Here is a 16,076-nt window from a genome sequence, read left to right as displayed (position 1 = left end):
GTCCGCTCCGGTCAGCGTGCGAGCGCTGCACGAATCTTCTCGACCACGGTCTGCGCCGCGCTCTCGACCGGCAGCAGCGTCGCTTCGGTGTCGCGGCGCCCCTGATATTCGATCTTGCCTTCCTTCAGTCCGCGCTCGCCGATCACGAGACGATGCGGGACGCCGATCAGTTCCCAGTCGGCGAACATGACGCCCGGACGCTCGCCGCGATCGTCGAGAATCACGTCGATACCGGCTTCGACGAGCGCCGCATACAGCGTGTCCGTGTGTTCGCGCACTGCGTCGCTGCGGTCATAGCCCATCGGGCACAGCACGATCTCGAACGGCGCAATCGACTCCGGCCAGATGATGCCCTTCTCGTCGAAGTTCTGTTCGATCGCCGCGCCGAGAATCCGCGTCACGCCGATGCCGTAGCAGCCCATCACCATCGGTTGCGGCTTGCCGGATTCGTCGAGAAAGGTCGCGTTCATCGCCTCTGAATACTTGCTGCCGAGCTGGAATACATGGCCGACCTCGATGCCGCGGCAGATGTCGAGCACGCCCTTGCCGTCCGGCGACGGGTCGCCCTTCTTCACGTTGCGGATATCGGCAACGACCGGCTCCGGCAGATCGCGGCCCCAGTTCACGCCGGCAATGTGGAAGTCGACCTCGTTCGCACCGACGACGAAGTCGCTCATGTTCGCAACCGTGCTGTCCGCGACGACTTTGACCGGCTTCTTCGTGCCGATCGGACCGAGATAGCCGGGCGGCGTACCGAAAGTCGCGACGATTTCTTCTTCGGTCGCGAAGCGGAAGTCGGCCAGACCGGGCAACTTGCTCGCCTTGATCTCGTTCAGGTCGTGATCGCCGCGCAGCATCAGCAGCCAGATGGTCGGCTCGGCACCTTCTTGTTCGGTTGCGAGCACGATCGACTTGATCGTGCGTTCGAGCGGGATGTTCAGCAGTTCGGCTACCGCTTCGCACTTCGCCTTGCCCGGCGTCGCGGTTTTCTGCATCGGCTCGGTGGGTGCGGCGCGCGTGGCGATTAGCGAGAGCGCTTCAGCTGCCTCGACGTTGGCCGCAAACTCCGAGGTCGGGCAATACGCGATTGCGTCTTCACCGGTGTCGGCGATCACGTGGAACTCATGCGAGCCGCTACCGCCGATCGAACCGTTGTCGGCCGCCACCGCACGGAACTCAAGGCCGAGCCGCGTGAAAATCCGCACGTACGCGTCGTACATCTTGCGATACGTCTCGCGCAGACCGTCCATGTCCTTATCGAACGAGTACGCGTCCTTCATGATGAATTCGCGACCGCGCATCACGCCGAAACGCGGACGGATCTCGTCGCGAAACTTCGCCTGGATCTGATAGAAGTTCACCGGCATCTGCCGGTAGCTCTTGATCTGGTTGCGCGCGATGTCGGTGACGACTTCCTCGTGCGTCGGCCCGAGCACGAAGTCGCCTTGCCGGCGATCCTTGAAGCGCAGCAGCTCCGGACCGTACTTTTCCCAGCGGCCCGATTCCTGCCAGAGTTCGGCCGGTTGAACGACCGGCATCAGCAGTTCGATCGCGCCGGCCCGATTCATCTCTTCGCGCACGATCGCTTCCACCTTGCGGATCGAACGCAGACCGACCGGCAGATAGTTATAGATGCCGCCAGCAATCCGGCGAATCATGCCGGCACGAACCATGAGCTTGTGACTGACGATTTCGGCGTCGGCGGGAGCTTCCTTCAGGGTGCCGATAAAGAAACGGGAGGCTTTCATTCAGAGTTTTTTCCAAAAGCGGCGGCCCGGACAGGCTGCCCAAAAGATGAAACGGTGGAAATCGCGAACCCTGCACGCATCCAGTACTAACCCGGCGAAGCAGGATGGATGCGCTTCTGGCGCCCTACCTGTGGGCGCCACGATCACGCCCCCTTTACTGCCGGCTGACGGAGAATCGACCCATTCTGGGTCGATTCGGTGCGTAGGGTCCGTTATCTGTTTATAATCAAAGCAATTTTAAAGGATTCGAAGGTGGTTGTATGCTGGATCGTGAAGGCTTTCGCCCGAACGTCGGCATCATCCTCTTGAACGCGCACAACGAGGTGTTTTGGGGCAAACGGCTCCGTGAACATTCCTGGCAGTTTCCGCAAGGGGGCATCAAGTACGGCGAGACCCCCGTGCAAGCGATGTATCGGGAGTTACACGAAGAAACCGGGCTGCTGCCGGAGCATGTCAAGGTTATCGGTCGCACGCGCGACTGGTTGCGCTATGAGGTGCCGGACAAGTTCATCAAGCGTGAAGTCCGCGGGCATTATCGCGGGCAGAAGCAGATCTGGTTCCTGCTTCGGATGGTGGGGCGCGACTGCGATATTTGCCTGCGCGCCTGCGATCATCCGGAGTTCGATGCCTGGCGCTGGAACGAGTACTGGGTGCCGCTCGACTGTGTGATCGAGTTCAAGCGGGATGTGTACCAGATGGCGTTGACGGAGTTGTCCCGTTTTCTGCGCCGCGCAGTGCCGCGAGCAGAGAAACCGGGCATGCATCATGGGCCGCGCTATCCCCGGATAGCGACGTCGGCGGACGGAACCGTCATGACCTCGACTGTCGTGGTCGAGGCGACGCTCCGAACGACGATCGAGTCCGACTGCGGCTCTGTTGAAAGCGTCATCGGCCACGTGCCGGGGCTGCGCGATTAAAAACCTGTGCGGCCGCTTACGCATGCCGCCTCTTGCCGGTGCGGCACGCGTGCTGCCGCGCCGGTGTTTCGAGGAATCATATTGAAAGTACTTGCTCTCGTCGTGGCGTGCGCCGCCACCGGCGCCTTGCTGGCTGGCTGTTCGAATTGGGGCCAACCGCCCGCCCAAGGTCAAACCGCGTTCCAGTACCTGCTGGACGAGCCTTCCAACTGGAAGGAAAACAAGGTCGATACGCTGCCGCCGTTGCCGGACCCGGCCAATCTGCTGGAGTTCGTTGTATCGGGTAATACGCCGCTGCATTTCTCGCTGGATGCGAAGTCGATCTCCGTCGGCTCCGACGGCGTCGTGCGTTACACGGTGGTAGTCACGAGTCCCGCCGGCGCGCGCAACGTGAACTACGAAGGCATCCGCTGCGATACCTACGAATGGCGCCTGTATGCCGGCCTCGATGCGGATCACAACGGTTGGGACCGGACCGTCGCGAACGACTGGACACGGATCGAGAACGGCGACCTGAACGCGTATCGCGCGTCGCTCTATCAGGATTACTTCTGCGCGAACAAGCTGCCGACCGGCAACGCCGCGAAGATCGTCGATAACGTCAAATACCACCGCACCGCGACTTCGCAACTCCGCTGACGCGAACCACATGCTGAACGCTGGATCAAGGGGCGGCGCCGGACTACCGGCGCCGCCCCTGTGTTTTTCCGGCTAGACGAGCACCAGGTTGTCCCGGTGAATCAGTTCCGGCTCCAGCATGTAGCCGAGTACCGATTCGATCTCTCCGCTCGGTCTGCGCTGAATCAGCTTCGCTTCGGCGCTGCTGTAGTTCGTGAGTCCACGCGCGACCTCGCGTCCAGCCGCGCTCAGACACGCAATCACCTCGCCGCGCGCGAACACGCCCTGCACACCCACCACCCCGATCGGCAGCAGGCTCTTGCCGCCGGCCGTCAGTTTCTCCACCGCGCCGTCGTCGATCACCACGTGCCCGCGCACCTGCAGGTGATCGGCCATCCATTGCTTGCGCGCAGCGATGCGCGCGGTTCGCGCGATCAGTTGCGTCCCGATCGCTTCACCCGATGCAAGCCGCACCAGCACATCCGACTCCCGGCCGCTGGCGATCACTGTATTTGCGCCGCTATGCGCGGCGCGCTTCGCTGCGAGAATCTTGGTCAGCATGCCGCCCCGGCCGAGGCTAGAACCCGCGCCGCCGGCCATCGCTTCGAGTTCGGGCGCACCGGCATCGGCCTGTTCGACGAATTTCGCAGCAGGGTCCTTGCGGGGGTCGGCGGTATACAGGCCGCGCTGGTCGGTGAGAATGATCAGCGCGTCGCCTTCGATCAGGTTCGCCACCAGCGCACCGAGCGTGTCGTTGTCGCCGAACTTGATTTCGTCGGTGATCACCGTGTCGTTTTCATTGATGATCGGCACGACGCCGAGACGCAGCAGCGTAAGCAGCGTGGAGCGCGCGTTGAGATAGCGCTCGCGGTCCGCGAGATCAGCGTGGGTGAGCAGGATCTGCGCGGTCCGGATTGAATGCTCGGCGAAGCGGCTTTCGTAGACCTGCGCGAGCCCCATCTGGCCGACCGCCGCCGCGGCCTGCAATTCATCGATCTCGCGTGGCCGTTTCGTCCAGCCGAGCCGCTGCATCCCTTCGGCAATCGCACCCGAGCTGACCAGCACGACTTCCTTGCCCTGCGCACGCAACGCGGCAATTTGCGCCGCCCAGCGGCCGATAGCCGCATGATCGAGCCCGCGCCCGTCGTTCGTGACGAGGCTGGACCCGACTTTCACTACCAATCGCCGGGAATCTGCGATGACGGAACGCATGATGCGCGGTCTCCCAAGATGACGCGTGATACCGCGGGCAGCCACGACAGCGCCCGCGCGCTCGACCTTTTTTGCTACCGGCTTATTACCGGTTCGCTGCCGGTTATTCCTGCGGCGGAACCGGGGTGCCAGCCGCCTTCCCTTCCGGCCCTTCGCGGAAGCGAACATCCGCGGCGAGGTCTTCGGCTTCGGCAGCACGCTGCGCGTCCGAATGCGCAGCGATGTGGTCATACACCGCGTAGCAGAGACTCTCGCAGCCCTGGCCGGTCAGTGCGGAAATCTCGAACACGGGGCCTTTCCAGCCAAAACCTTTGAGGAAAGCCGCGACACGTGTCTTGCGTTCATCTTCCGGAATCATGTCGAGCTTGTTCAATACGAGCCAGCGTGCCTTTTCGTGGAGCTGCTCGTCGTACTTGCGCAGCTCGTTGACGATCGCTTTGGCTTCGACGACGGGATCCACCGCCTCGTCGAACGGCGCGAGATCGACGATATGCAGCAACAAGCCCGTGCGCTGCAGATGGCGCAGGAACTGGTGACCAAGACCAGCCCCTTCGGCCGCGCCTTCGATCAGCCCGGGAATATCGGCGATCACGAAACTGCGGCTCGGCCCCACGCGCACGACACCGAGGTTAGGCGCGAGCGTAGTGAACGGGTAATCGGCGATCTTCGGCCGGGCATTCGATACCGACGAAATAAACGTCGACTTCCCTGCGTTCGGCATGCCGAGCAGACCGACATCGGCGAGCACTTTCAGCTCGAGGCGGATCATCCGGCGCTCGCCGGGTTTGCCTTCGGTTTTTTGCCGCGGCGCACGGTTCGTGCTCGACTTGAAATGCAGGTTGCCGAGGCCGCCTGCACCGCCAGTCGCCACCTGGATGGTCTGGTTATGCTCGGTCAGGTCGGCGATCAGTTCGCCGGTGTCCATGTCGGTGATGATCGTACCGACTGGCATGCGCAGCGTGATATCGTCGCCGCCCTTGCCGTAGCAATCCGCACCGCGGCCGTTTTCGCCGCTGCGCGCCTGATGCTTTTTCGCGTAACGGTAGTCGATCAGCGTGTTGATATTGCGATCCGCCACCGCGTAGACGCTGCCGCCGCGCCCGCCGTCGCCGCCGTCCGGGCCGCCGAACGGGACGAACTTCTCGCGGCGCATCGACGCACTGCCATCCCCTCCGTCGCCGGCGATGACTTCAATTCTCGCTTCGTCAATGAACTTCATGAGTTGCTCCGTCCCGTGTTTACAGCTATTTTGCCGCGCTCGACGCGCGTTGAACATTCGGCCGAATGGCCGGCCGGTGGGAAATCGCTTCGATCCGCAAAATCCTCCGGCAATAAAAAAGGCCCCGCCAACTTCGCGGGGCCTTGTTCCGGTCCTGAAGCCCGTGCCTGATTAAGCTTAGGCTGCTACCGGGACGACGTTGACCAGATGCTTCTTGTCGGCGCCTTTCGTCGTGAACTTGACGTGGCCGTCCGTCAGCGCGAACAAGGTGTGATCCTTGCCAATGCCGACGTTGTCGCCAGGGTGCATACGCGTGCCGCGTTGACGCACGATGATGCCGCCGGCGTTGATTGCCTGACCGCCGTACACTTTCACGCCAAGTCGTTTCGACTCGGAGTCGCGGCCGTTCCGGGACGATCCGCCTGCCTTTTTGTGTGCCATTTGATAGCTCCTTGACCGGTGCGCTTACGCGGTAATAGCGTCGATGCGCAGTTCGGTATAGTTCTGGCGGTGGCCGCCGTGCTTCTGGTAGTGCTTCCGGCGACGCATCTTGAAGATGGTCACTTTGGCATGCCGACCGTGTGACACAACGGTAGCCTTGACGGAAGCCCCACTGACCAGCGGCGTACCGAATTGAATCGATTCGCCTTCGCCAACTGCAAGAACCTGGTCGAGCGTGATTTCAGCGTCAATGTCTGCCGGTATCTGTTCTACTTTCAATTTTTCGCCGACAGCAACCTTATACTGCTTGCCGCCGGTTTTTATGACCGCGTACATTGAGAACCTCACTCTGTATTCATTTTCCCCACGCACCACGCGCGGAAACCCGTGATTATACATAGAGTTAGCTGCGCGGTCAAAACTCTCTGACAGTCCCGGATGTCCGCCCCCAGCGGCCATCCGGCACCGGTGCGCAGCCGGCCGGGCCGCGCCCGACACGCTACGGCCCGGAACAAGCGCGATTCGCCTTATAATTCGCGGCACTACCCTGCGGCACCACCCCTTTTTTGCCCTATGTCGTCGACTGCCACCCCCGCCCCCAACGCCGCCACCCTGCTCGCTCCGATCGCCGATGACATGGAACAGGTGAATCGTGTCATCCGGCAGCGCCTGGCGTCGGAGGTGATGCTGATCAACCAGATCTCCGAATACATCATCAGTGCCGGCGGCAAACGGCTGCGTCCCGCGCTGCTGCTGCTGGTCGCGGGCGCGCTGGGCGAAACGACCGGACACCGGCACGAGCTGGCGGCGGTCGTCGAGTTCATCCATACGGCCACCCTGCTGCACGACGATGTCGTCGACGAATCCGATCTGCGGCGCGGCCGCCAGACCGCCAACGCGCTGTTCGGCAACGCGGCGAGCGTGCTGGTCGGCGACTTCCTGTACTCGCGCTCGTTCCAGATGATGGTTGGCGTGGGCAAGATGCGCGTCATGGAGATCCTGTCCGAAGCGACGAACATCATTTCCGAAGGCGAAGTCCTGCAACTGCTGAACATGCACGACGCCGACGTGGACGAAGCGCGCTACATGCAGGTGATCCGCTACAAGACCGCGAAACTCTTCGAAGCCGCCGCACAACTCGGCGCCGTTCTGGCAGGCGCCGACACCGCGACCGAAAAAGCCGCGGCCGAATTCGGCCGGCGCATCGGCACGGCGTTCCAGATCATGGACGACTGGCTCGATTACACGGGCACGCCGGAATCGATGGGCAAGAACGCCGGCGACGATCTGCGCGAAGGCAAACCCACGTTGCCGCTGATCTGGCTCATCGAACACGGCACACCGGCCGAGGCGACGCTCGCGCGCGAAGCAATCGAACAGGGCGGCACGGACCGCTTCGACGAGATTTTCACGGCCATCACGCGCTCTGGTGCACTCGATCACACGCTTGAGTGCGCGAAGCAGGAAGCCCAGGTCGCGGCGGCGGCAATTTCTTCGTTCCCAGATTCCATTTACAAAGAAAGCCTGCTAGAATTATGCTCTTACTCGACGGCAAGACAGTCCTGAACTGGACTGAAACGTCGTAGAAGTCCAGATCGGGGTGTAGCTTAGCCTGGTAGAGCGCTACGTTCGGGACGTAGAGGCCGGAGGTTCGAATCCTCTCACCCCGACCAGATTTGCAAAAAACCGCGCACGTGTTGCGCGGTTTTTTTTCGGCCCTTCAGCCTGCGAAGTCGCCGCGGCACCCTCTGCTATATTCTCCCCACCTTCTCTCACTCTTCACGCCGCGTGGAACAACTTCCCTTATGGGCGCAGATCGGCGCCATCTTTCTGCTGCTTGTCTGCTCCAGTTTTTTTTCGATCTCCGAAACGGCGATGATGGCGCTCAACCGTCATCGGTTGAAGCATCTCGCCAACCAGGGCGCGCTCGGCGCGAAGACCACGCAGGGGTTGCTGGCGCAAACCGACCGCCTGCTCAGCGTGATCCTGATCGGCAACAATCTGTTCAACACGATCATCCCGGTACTCACGACCTCGATCGCGCTGCATACGTTCGGCCGCGACAACGTCGTGCTGTCGATCGCGACCGGTATGGTCGCGTTCCTGATCATCGTCTTCGCGGAGATCACGCCGAAAATCGTCGGGGCGACCTATCCCGAGAAAATCGCGCTGCCGGCGAGCCTGCTGATCGCGCCGCTCATGCGCGTCGCGAGACCGGTCATCTGGTTCGTCAACCTGTTCGCGAACGGCATCCTGCGGGTACTGCACATCAACACGAAAGGCGAACGCGAGCAGCGCCTCTCGACCGAGGAACTGCGCACCATCGTGCTCGAATCCGGCAGCTTCATGCCGACCAAGCACCGCAGCATCCTGCTCAATCTGTTCGACCTCGAAAACATCTCCGTCGATGACGTGATGATTCCGCGCCGCCGGATCGAGGCGCTCGATTTCGACGCGCCGTTCGAACAGATCCTGCATCAGCTCGAAACCTGCTATCACAACAAGCTGATCGTTTATCAAGGCGACATCGACCGGGTACTCGGCGTGCTCCATGTGCGCAAGACGCTGTCGGCGCTGCATAACCAGGAGCTCGAGCGCGAGACGCTGCGCGAACTGCTCGCCGAGCCTTACTTCGTGCCGACCGGGACACCCGTCTTCCAGCAATTGCAGTATTTCCAGGAGAGCCGCCAGCGTACGGCGCTCGTCGTCAACGAGTACGGCGAGCTACAGGGTCTCGTCACGCCGGAAGACATCATCGAGGAGCTGATCGGCGAATTCACCACGTCGATTCCGCGGAGTGCGTCATCGCGTGGCGGCTGGAACGACGATGGCGAATGTATCGTCGCGGGCAGCATGCCGCTGCGCGAACTGAACCGCTGGCTGCACCTGACGCTACCCACTGACGGCCCCAAGACGCTCAACGGCCTGATCCTCGAAATGCTCGAAGAGATCCCAGAAGGCGACGTGTGTTTGCGCATCGGCGATGTGAAGCTCGAAGTGATGCGCAGCGACGATCAGGCGGTTCGCACGGTCAAGCTGTTCCGTCCGGGGCTCGCACCGAAAAGCAAGCCCAAGAAAGGCCAGCTCGCCTGAACGCAGCGTCGCGCTCTGGCCATCCGGCCAGGTGGCGGTCATGCGGACGCTAACGGAAGATGAAGTCGTCATTTTCTGCAGGCGGCTTCCGGCCGGTCTTCGATGTTTCCCTCGTCTCGTGGCGCACCGCCCACCTCAGCCGAAGCGCCACGCGGTGACCTGGCCGCCGCTACCGTTCCGCCGTCGCGAAGCATCCCCGGTCGAGACCCGCGCGCGTTTCCCGCTGTGGCAACGGCAGGGACCACAACAAGCCAGCGAACTGCTCTTTCAGACGATGCGGATGACACCGACTCCGCCCCCGCAGTCCGCCTGCTAACGGACACATTGCGCGAAGCGGCCACGCGTAATGCATCGGACATTCACGTTGAACCGGCGGAACACGGCTGGCGGATCCGCCTGAGAATCGACGGTGTGCTGCATGAGACCGGCAAGCCGCCCGCTCACTTGCGCGACGCGTTCATCTCACGCGTGAAGGTGCTCGCCAGGATGGATATCGCCGAGCGGCGCATTCCGCAGGACGGCCGCCTGCGGCTCGCCGCGACCAAAGGGGCGTTCGAGGACTATCGCGTCAACTCGCTACCGACACTCTTCGGCGAAAAGCTGGTGCTGCGCCGACTCGAAGCGCTACCCACCGATCTGACGCTCGACTCGCTCGGGCTCGATGCGCAGCAACGCGATATCGTCGACGCCGCTATCCGCGCACCGCACGGCCTCGTGCTCGTCACCGGTCCCACGGGCAGCGGTAAAACGCTGTCGTTGTACTGCTTCCTGCAGATGCTGAATGTCGCGTCGCGCAATCTCTGTTCGGTGGAAGATCCGGCGGAGATCCAGCTTGCCGGCATCAACCAGGTCGGCGTGCGCGAGAAAGCGGGGCTGACCTTCGCGATCGCACTGCGCGCGTTTTTGCGGCAGGACCCGGACGTGATCATGGTCGGCGAAATCCGCGACGAAGAAACCGCCGATGTCGCGGTGAAAGCCGCACAGACCGGCCACCTCGTACTTTCCACCTTGCATACGAACGACGCTCCTGCGGCGATCGCGCGGCTCATCGATATCGGCGTCGAGCCGTACAACCTCGCGGCGGCGTTGCGGCTCGTAACAGCGCAGCGGCTCGTGCGCCGTCTCTGCGTGTCGTGCCGCGTACCGGCGAAGGAATCGGGCGCGGCACTGCTCGCGGCCGGCTTTGCGCGCGAGCATCTCGGCGACTGGCATCCATATACAGCGGCTGGATGCGCGGCGTGTCATGGAATCGGTTATCGCGGGCGCATCGGCATTCACCAGGTGATGCCGGTTCCGGAGTCGATGCGCGACCTGATCGTCACGCGTGCGGGCACCCAGGCGATCTCGGCGCATGCGCAGAACGACGGACGCGTCACGACGCTGCGCGATGCGGCACTCGCCCGCGTGCGCGATGGCACGACGAGCCTCGCCGAAGCCCTCGCCGCCACGGAGACCCAATGACACCCGACACCGCACCGCAGGACCTGCGCTTCGCGTGGCAGGCGCTCGACGCGACCGGAGCAGCGCGTCGCGGCTCGCTCGTTGCACCCGACGCGGCCGCAGCGCGTGCGATGCTCAGACGCGACAGCCTCTTCGTCGTAGAGCTCGCGGTACGCGGCCCGGCACTGCGCCCGAAAGCACGCACCGCCGATGTCACGTTGTTCGCGCGCCAACTCTCGAGCCTGCTGCGCGCCGGGCTGCCGCTCGCTGCCGCGCTCGATCTGCTCGGCCAGGCGCCGGGGCCGCGCGGCATGCCACGCATCATCGCCGCCCTCGCGCGCGACATCACGGCCGGCCTCGATTTTTCCGCGGCATTGCGGCGGCATCCCGCGCAGTTCAACGCATTGTTTTGCCAGCTGGTCGCCGTCGGCGAAGTGTCGGGCGCATTACCGACGATTCTCGCGCGCATCGCCGACGACCGCGAACGCAGCGCGACCCAGCGCGCAAAAGTGCGGGCGGCACTCACCTATCCGGCGGCCATCCTGCTGCTCGCGCTTGCGATTACGGCAGCGTTGCTCGTCTGGGTAGTACCGACGTTCAAACAGATATTCGATGGCTTCGGAGCGAAACTGCCCGTGCCGACTCAAGTGGTGCTCGCGCTGTCCGACGCGGCGGCGCGCTGGAGCATCCCTGCCGTCGTCGCAATCGGCGCCGGTAGTGCCGCACTGGGCGCGCTCATGCGGCGCTCGCCGGCAGCCCGCGTGCACGTTGCCCGTCTGTCCTTGCGGGCACCGCTGTTCGGACGGCTGTTAAAGACACTTTGTGCGGCCCGCTGGGCCCGTGCGCTCGGCACATTACTCTCCGCCGGCACGCCGCTCGCCGATGCGTTCGATTCGCTGACCCACGCCACCGGCAACGCCTACTTCGACCGCGCGACGGCCGACATCGCCACGCGTCTGCGTCGCGGCGAACGGCTCGCAGCGGCGATGCGCGCGGCCGGCTGCTTTCCCGCCGACGTGGTCCAGCCGGTCGCAGTGGCCGAAGAATCGGGCGCTCTCGACACGATGCTGCTCGACGTCGCCGCGCTCAGCGACCGTCAGGTCGACGAACAGATCAGCACGCTCGCGAGCCTGTGCGAACCGCTAGTGATCGTTGTGCTAGGTGGGCTGGTCGGCGGCCTTGTGATCGCGATGTATCTTCCCATCATTCAACTCGGCAACGTGGTGTAGCATCGCAGCCGAATCCCACTTTTCCGTTATGCCGGCTACCTATCCGACCGTGTCCGATTCCCTGTTTAGCAGCCCCTGGGGCCGCGTCGCCACCGATGTCGGCACGACCTTCAGCATGTTGCCGGTCAGTGTGCAGATCGCTTTCGCGATCATGTTCGGGCTCGTGATCGGCAGCTTTCTCAGCGTGGTCGCGCACCGTCTGCCGATCATGCTGGAACGCGCCTGGCGCAACGAGGTCAGCGACGCAACCGGCCAGCCTCCCGACGACGACGGCCTCCCCATCCGCTACAACCTCTGGCTGCCGCGCAGCGCATGCACGCATTGCGGCCATACGTTGCGCGCGTGGGAGAACATCCCGGTTGTGAGCTATGTGCTGCTGCGCGGCCGCTGCTCGCAATGCGGAACCCATGTGAGCCGGCGCTATCCGCTACTCGAACTCGCGAGCGCAGCCTGCGCGGTCGCGGCGCTCGTCTCGTTCGGCCCTACCCTGATGGCGCTGGCCGCGTTCGGCCTGTGCGCCGCGTTGCTCGCGATGAGCGTAATCGATATCGATACGCACCTGCTGCCCGACTCCATCACGCTGCCGCTGCTGTGGGCAGGGCTGATCGTCAACTTCGACGGGCTCTTCGCGAGCTTGCACGACGCGGTGCTCGGCGCGATCACCGGGTATCTCGTGCTGTGGTGCGTACACTGGGTATTCAGGCTGGTGCGCGGCATCGAAGGAATGGGCTACGGCGATTTCAAGCTGCTCGCCGCGCTCGGCGCCTGGCTGGGCTGGGCCGCGCTGCCGCAAATCGTGCTGGTGGCGGCCGTCGCGGGCGCCGTGGTCGGACTCGCGGCAACGTGGCGCGGCCGTATGCGTTTCGAGGAACCGCTGCCGTTCGGTCCGTTCCTCGCGGCCGGCGGCGCGCTCACGCTGTTTATCGGCACACCGCTCTATCTGGCGCTCGGGGGAGGCTGACACTATGTTTGCGGTTGGATTGACGGGGGGTATCGGTAGCGGCAAATCGACGGTGGCCGACAGGTTCGGCGCACTCGGTGTGCCGCTTGTCGATACCGATGTGATCGCGCATCGCATCACGGCGCCGAACGGTGTCGCGATGCCGGCGATCGCCCAGGAGTTCGGCCCGTCGTTCGTCACGACCGACGGTTCGCTCGATCGCGCACAGATGCGTACGCTGATCTTCAGCGACGACACCGCACGCAAGCGTCTCGAAGCCATTACGCATCCATTGATCCGTGCGGAAACCCAGCGGGAACGCAACGACGCGCAGGGTCCCTATGTCATCGTCGTGGTGCCGCTGCTCGTCGAATCGGGCAACTGGAAGACACGCGTGGACCGCGTCCTCACCGTCGACTGCAGCGTCGAAACGCAGATCGCACGCGTGATGCGGCGCAACGCCTTCTCGCGCGAACAGGTGCTGGCGATCATCGCGCGCCAGGCCACGCGCGAACAGCGCCTCGCCGCCGCCGACGACACGATCGTCAACGAAGACGCCCCACCCGATGCGCTACAGATTCAGGTCGAAGCGTTGCATCGCGCTTATCTCGCTTACGCGCATACCGCCTGATACTTCGGGTTCACGGCAGTGCAGTGAGCGGCCCGAGAAATGTGCGCTTGCCCGCCTTTCGCAGGGAACTTCGGCAGTGCAATGACAGACAGAATAAATTGCGTGAGGACACGCATAAAGTGCGTGATTGCGGGGGTAGTCTCACGGCATTAGAATGTCCTGCAATCCTGTCACCGACCACGCCCGAGGCGAGCCCGCTTGATTCTTTACGAGTATCCCTTCAACGAGCGAATCCGGACGCTGCTGCGCCTCGAAGATCTATTCGAGCGTTTTACGTTCTTTCTGACTCAGGAAGACGCCAGGGAACATCATGTCGCGCTGACCACGCTGTTCGAAATTGCCGAGGTCGCAGGACGCGCCGACCTGAAATCGGATCTGATGAAGGAACTGGAGCGGCAGCGGCAGACGCTCGCACCGTTTCGCGGCAACCCGGGCATCGAGCAGAGTGCGCTCGAAGCCGTGCTCGGTGAAATCGAGCAGACGCTGGCAGGTCTCTCGCAGATGCAGGGAAAGACTGGCCAGCATCTTGCAGACAATGAATGGCTGGCCAGCATCCGCAGCCGCGCAATCATCCCGGGCGGGACCTGCAAGTTCGATCTACCGTCGTACTTTGCGTGGCAGCAAACTCATCCCGATCAACGTCGCCAGGACATCGCCAAGTGGGTGACGCCGCTGCTGCCGCTGCGCGATGCTGCAACGATCGTGCTGCGTCTCGCGCGCGAATCGGGGCAGGCGTCGAAGGTGATGGCGATGCAGGGCAGCTACCAGCAGATGTTGTCGGGCCGCTCGTATCAGTTGATGCAGGTCCGCGTTACGCCTGAACTACGGGTGATCCCCGAAGCCAGTGCCAACAAGTACATGCTGTGGGTGCGCTTTACCGTGCAGGACGGCGACTTGCGGCCGCGCGCGGTAGATGTCGATGTGCCGTTCCAGCTGACGCTTTGCAGCCTGTAGTCGCGTGGTGCGCCGTGTCGGCACCACTCTTTAAGCCGCCCGAAACGCCCTCAAGTAAACTACCCGTTCCGTTTTGAGATTGACTGCCTGATCGAATGCCCACCGTCGTCAAATGCCCCACTTGCGCAAAGGATGTCCGCTGGACCTCTGAGAACCGCTTCCGCCCGTTCTGCTCCGAGCGATGCAAACAGATCGATCTCGGCGCATGGGCCGCTGAGAAATACCGGATTGGCGGGACCAATGATGAGCTGCCGCCGGATGAAGCGCCGGCCGGCGACACCCCACCCCACTAGCATCCGCAGCGCGATCGGTGCGGGCCTTCCAGTCCGCACCCATCCGCGACGCTATTCCGCCGCAAGCCACTCCAGCACAGGAATCGTCGCCGGCAACAGCGGCGCAACGTCGGCCGGCAGCGTCTGCCAGACGAACGCCTGGCCTTCGCGGCCATGCGGTTCACCGGTCCACGCGGTCACCTTGCAGAAATACAGGCGCACATAGGCGTGCGGGTAATCATGCTCGAGCGTGTGCCAGCGGTGGCTCGCCTGCACGTCGATACCGAGCTCTTCATGCAGTTCGCGTGCGAGCGCCGCTTCCACCGACTCCCCCGGCTCGAGCTTGCCGCCGGGAAATTCCCAGTAGCCCTCATACGGCTTGCCGGCCGGCCGCTGCGCCAGCAGGTAGCGCCCATCAGGTTGCACCAGCACGCCGACCGCGACTTCGGTAACCGGCCGCGCCGGGGTAGGCTCCACAGCGCCGGTCATGCGGGCGTCCGCCGGCCGGACCAGTCGCGTGCGAACTGCCACGCCACCCGCCCCGAGCGCGAGCCGCGTTCCAGCGCCCACACCAGCGCATCGCCGCGCGCCGCCTCGACACCCGCATCGTCGCAGCCGAAGTGACGCAGCCAGTGGCCGACGATCGACAGGTAATCGTCCTGCTTGAACGGATAGAAGCTCACCCACAACCCGAAGCGCTCGGACAGCGAGATCTTTTCTTCGACCACTTCGCCCGGATGAATCTCGCCGTCCGCGGTGTGCTTATAGGTCTCGTTGTCGCTCATGTATTCGGGCAACAGATGACGCCGGTTCGAAGTCGCATAGATCAGCACGTTGTCCGACTGCGCAGCGATCGAGCCGTCGAGCGCAACTTTCAGTGCCTTGTAGCCCGACTCACCGTCCTCGAACGAGAGGTCGTCGCAGAACACGATGAAGCGTTCAGGACGCGCCGAAATCAGGTCGACGATGTCGCCGAGATCGTGCAGATCGTCCTTGTCGACTTCGATCAGCCGCAGGCCTTCGTTTGAAAACGCATTCAGGCAGGCCTTGATCAACGACGACTTGCCGGTGCCGCGGGCGCCAGTCAGCAGCACGTTGTTGGCAGGCTGGCTACGCACGAACTGGCGCGTGTTCTGCTCGATCAGCGATTTCTGGCGCTCGATGTTCTGCAGGTCGTCGAGCGTGATCGTCGAAATGGCGGGCACCGGCTGGAGATAACCGCGGCCCTGGCGCGTACGCCAGCGAAACGCGACGCCCGCGCTCCAGTCGATATTGGGCGCGGCAGGCGGCAGCACCGCCTCCAGGCGGCCAAGCAACGCCTCGGCGCGGGTCAGAAACTGTTCGAGCTTATCCATGAGAAGA

General features: G+C 63.4%; 17 protein-coding genes and 1 tRNA gene. 11 read left to right on the top strand and 7 right to left on the bottom strand.

Features of this window, described 5'->3' with window-relative positions; all coding sequences use genetic code 11:
• Window positions 1-11: 11 nt before the first annotated feature.
• Window positions 12-1,748 (bottom strand): proline--tRNA ligase, encoded by a 1,737-nt coding sequence (locus tag M0D65_RS29230; RefSeq protein ID WP_091010986.1) that lies wholly within the window; start codon window positions 1,746-1,748, stop codon window positions 12-14.
• 260 nt (window positions 1,749-2,008) lie between these two features.
• On the opposite strand from M0D65_RS29230, the gene M0D65_RS29225 reads away from it, so the two are divergent.
• On the top strand, window positions 2,009-2,665 hold the full coding sequence (locus M0D65_RS29225; RefSeq protein WP_091010985.1) for an RNA pyrophosphohydrolase: 657 nt from the start codon (window positions 2,009-2,011) through the stop codon (window positions 2,663-2,665).
• A gap of 81 nt (window positions 2,666-2,746) precedes the next feature.
• Entirely contained in the window at window positions 2,747-3,304 is a 558-nt protein-coding gene (locus tag M0D65_RS29220; RefSeq protein ID WP_091010984.1) for a CNP1-like family protein, read from the top strand.
• A gap of 72 nt (window positions 3,305-3,376) precedes the next feature.
• On the opposite strand, the gene proB is transcribed toward M0D65_RS29220, so the two are convergent.
• From proB to rplU, 4 genes are all read right to left on the bottom strand, one after another.
• A complete protein-coding gene (gene proB, locus M0D65_RS29215) occupies window positions 3,377-4,495 on the bottom strand; it encodes a glutamate 5-kinase (protein WP_091010983.1) in 1,119 nt (372 codons plus the stop codon).
• A gap of 103 nt (window positions 4,496-4,598) precedes the next feature.
• On the bottom strand, window positions 4,599-5,714 hold the full coding sequence (gene cgtA / locus M0D65_RS29210; RefSeq protein WP_091010982.1) for an Obg family GTPase CgtA: 1,116 nt from the start codon (window positions 5,712-5,714) through the stop codon (window positions 4,599-4,601).
• A gap of 177 nt (window positions 5,715-5,891) precedes the next feature.
• Window positions 5,892-6,155, bottom strand: coding sequence for a 50S ribosomal protein L27 (gene rpmA / locus M0D65_RS29205; protein WP_091010981.1), 264 nt, complete (start codon window positions 6,153-6,155; stop codon window positions 5,892-5,894).
• Window positions 6,156-6,179: 24 nt separating this feature from the next.
• Window positions 6,180-6,491, bottom strand: a complete 312-nt coding sequence (gene rplU / locus M0D65_RS29200; protein ID WP_091010980.1) for a 50S ribosomal protein L21 — start codon at window positions 6,489-6,491, stop codon at window positions 6,180-6,182.
• Window positions 6,492-6,728: 237 nt separating this feature from the next.
• Here rplU and M0D65_RS29195 point away from each other — a divergent pair, with 237 nt between their 5' ends.
• The 9 genes from M0D65_RS29195 to yacG all read left to right on the top strand — a co-directional run bounded on the left by M0D65_RS29195 (window position 6,729) and on the right by yacG (window position 14,735).
• Complete coding sequence (locus M0D65_RS29195; protein WP_091010979.1) at window positions 6,729-7,721, top strand: polyprenyl synthetase family protein; 993 nt, start codon at window positions 6,729-6,731, stop codon at window positions 7,719-7,721.
• Window positions 7,722-7,751: 30 nt separating this feature from the next.
• A tRNA-Pro gene (locus M0D65_RS29190) sits at window positions 7,752-7,828 on the top strand.
• A gap of 115 nt (window positions 7,829-7,943) precedes the next feature.
• Entirely contained in the window at window positions 7,944-9,248 is a 1,305-nt protein-coding gene (locus tag M0D65_RS29185) for an HlyC/CorC family transporter (protein WP_091010978.1), read from the top strand.
• Window positions 9,249-9,350: 102 nt separating this feature from the next.
• Window positions 9,351-10,709: a GspE/PulE family protein gene (locus tag M0D65_RS29180; protein ID WP_091010977.1), complete on the top strand. Its 1,359-nt coding sequence runs from the start codon at window positions 9,351-9,353 to the stop codon at window positions 10,707-10,709.
• Complete coding sequence (locus M0D65_RS29175; RefSeq protein WP_091010976.1) at window positions 10,706-11,917, top strand: type II secretion system F family protein; 1,212 nt, start codon at window positions 10,706-10,708, stop codon at window positions 11,915-11,917. Before M0D65_RS29180 ends, M0D65_RS29175 begins: the two co-directional genes overlap by 4 nt.
• 115 nt (window positions 11,918-12,032) lie before the next feature.
• The gene (locus tag M0D65_RS29170; protein ID WP_245811464.1) at window positions 12,033-12,878 is read left to right on the top strand and encodes an A24 family peptidase; all 846 of its coding nucleotides are present in this window, start codon (window positions 12,033-12,035) and stop codon (window positions 12,876-12,878) included.
• 4 nt (window positions 12,879-12,882) lie between these two features.
• Window positions 12,883-13,488 (top strand): dephospho-CoA kinase, encoded by a 606-nt coding sequence (coaE, locus tag M0D65_RS29165; RefSeq protein WP_091010974.1) that lies wholly within the window; start codon window positions 12,883-12,885, stop codon window positions 13,486-13,488.
• A 198-nt stretch (window positions 13,489-13,686) separates the two neighbouring features.
• On the top strand, window positions 13,687-14,442 hold the full coding sequence (gene zapD / locus M0D65_RS29160; RefSeq protein WP_091010973.1) for a cell division protein ZapD: 756 nt from the start codon (window positions 13,687-13,689) through the stop codon (window positions 14,440-14,442).
• Between the two features lie 95 nt (window positions 14,443-14,537).
• Window positions 14,538-14,735: a DNA gyrase inhibitor YacG gene (gene yacG / locus M0D65_RS29155; protein WP_091010972.1), complete on the top strand. Its 198-nt coding sequence runs from the start codon at window positions 14,538-14,540 to the stop codon at window positions 14,733-14,735.
• Window positions 14,736-14,786: 51 nt separating this feature from the next.
• On the opposite strand, the gene M0D65_RS29150 is transcribed toward yacG, so the two are convergent.
• A complete protein-coding gene (locus M0D65_RS29150; protein ID WP_091010971.1) occupies window positions 14,787-15,203 on the bottom strand; it encodes an NUDIX domain-containing protein in 417 nt (138 codons plus the stop codon).
• Window positions 15,200-16,069, bottom strand: coding sequence for an ATP-binding protein (locus M0D65_RS29145; RefSeq protein WP_091010970.1), 870 nt, complete (start codon window positions 16,067-16,069; stop codon window positions 15,200-15,202). The genes M0D65_RS29150 and M0D65_RS29145 overlap by 4 nt, the downstream gene beginning before the upstream one ends.
• Window positions 16,070-16,076: the final 7 nt, after the last annotated feature.

The sequence above is a fragment of the Paraburkholderia sp. CHISQ3 genome, assembly GCF_030464945.1.
GTDB lineage: Bacteria > Pseudomonadota > Gammaproteobacteria > Burkholderiales > Burkholderiaceae > Paraburkholderia > Paraburkholderia megapolitana.
This window is presented reverse-complemented; position numbering and strand designations above follow the sequence as displayed.

Bases quoted from the DNA above. Each gene is read 5' to 3' on its own strand.
- M0D65_RS29230 (WP_091010986.1), bottom strand. From the start codon at position 1,748: ATGAAAGCCTCCCGTTTCTTTATCGGCACCCTGAAGGAAGCTCCCGCC.
- M0D65_RS29225 (WP_091010985.1), top strand. From the start codon at position 2,009: ATGCTGGATCGTGAAGGCTTTCGCCCGAACGTCGGCATCATCCTCTTG.
- proB (WP_091010983.1), bottom strand. From the start codon at position 4,495: ATGCGTTCCGTCATCGCAGATTCCCGGCGATTGGTAGTGAAAGTCGGG.
- cgtA (WP_091010982.1), bottom strand. From the start codon at position 5,714: ATGAAGTTCATTGACGAAGCGAGAATTGAAGTCATCGCCGGCGACGGA.
- rpmA (WP_091010981.1), bottom strand. From the start codon at position 6,155: ATGGCACACAAAAAGGCAGGCGGATCGTCCCGGAACGGCCGCGACTCC.
- rplU (WP_091010980.1), bottom strand. From the start codon at position 6,491: ATGTACGCGGTCATAAAAACCGGCGGCAAGCAGTATAAGGTTGCTGTC.
- M0D65_RS29195 (WP_091010979.1), top strand. From the start codon at position 6,729: ATGTCGTCGACTGCCACCCCCGCCCCCAACGCCGCCACCCTGCTCGCT.
- M0D65_RS29180 (WP_091010977.1), top strand. From the start codon at position 9,351: ATGTTTCCCTCGTCTCGTGGCGCACCGCCCACCTCAGCCGAAGCGCCA.
- M0D65_RS29175 (WP_091010976.1), top strand. From the start codon at position 10,706: ATGACACCCGACACCGCACCGCAGGACCTGCGCTTCGCGTGGCAGGCG.
- M0D65_RS29170 (WP_245811464.1), top strand. From the start codon at position 12,033: ATGTTGCCGGTCAGTGTGCAGATCGCTTTCGCGATCATGTTCGGGCTC.
- coaE (WP_091010974.1), top strand. From the start codon at position 12,883: ATGTTTGCGGTTGGATTGACGGGGGGTATCGGTAGCGGCAAATCGACG.
- yacG (WP_091010972.1), top strand. From the start codon at position 14,538: ATGCCCACCGTCGTCAAATGCCCCACTTGCGCAAAGGATGTCCGCTGG.
- M0D65_RS29150 (WP_091010971.1), bottom strand. From the start codon at position 15,203: ATGACCGGCGCTGTGGAGCCTACCCCGGCGCGGCCGGTTACCGAAGTC.
- M0D65_RS29145 (WP_091010970.1), bottom strand. From the start codon at position 16,069: ATGGATAAGCTCGAACAGTTTCTGACCCGCGCCGAGGCGTTGCTTGGC.